The sequence below is a fragment of the Variovorax sp. P2_H12 genome (genome assembly GCF_056403395.1).
On the sequence record NZ_JBFUFO010000256.1, the window covers coordinates 1 to 404 of the forward strand.

Sequence of the window (404 nt, forward strand, 5' to 3'; positions counted from 1 at the left end):
GATCCGACCTGCATGGCGGTGACCCATGCCTCCCAGGTTTCGAACTTCGTTACCTGTGGGTCCGTCGCACAGCGCGACTTCGCGAGGGTCAGCATGGTATTCAGGGCCTGGCCACGGGCGATGTCCGACTGCTCAAGGCGCTCAAGCACCCAGCTTGCGGTTTCGTCGAGAACCGCAATCCCGTCGGCCATGCCGGCCACGGGGTAGTCATGGCGGGGAATGCTCGCGACCACTGACTCTCCTCTAGTTGATCTTGAAATGTTCGAGCATGGCCCCAGCGTACGTGCCCGTACTGTCATTGGCCTTGACCAGGACGTATTCCAGCTTCTGGCTATCCAGCGCCTTCATCAGTTCGAGCGCCAACTGACCATTGGTCACTGTGCGCCCCGCACTGTCCGTCACTG

General features: G+C 60.9%; 1 protein-coding gene. It reads right to left on the reverse strand.

Annotation, left to right across the window (positions count from 1 at the left end; translation table 11 throughout):
- On the reverse strand, positions 1 to 233 hold a 233-nt coding region (locus AC1DYK_RS36040; protein ID WP_478170628.1), incomplete at its 3' end, for a hypothetical protein.
- Between the last annotated feature and the right edge of the window lie 171 nt (positions 234 to 404).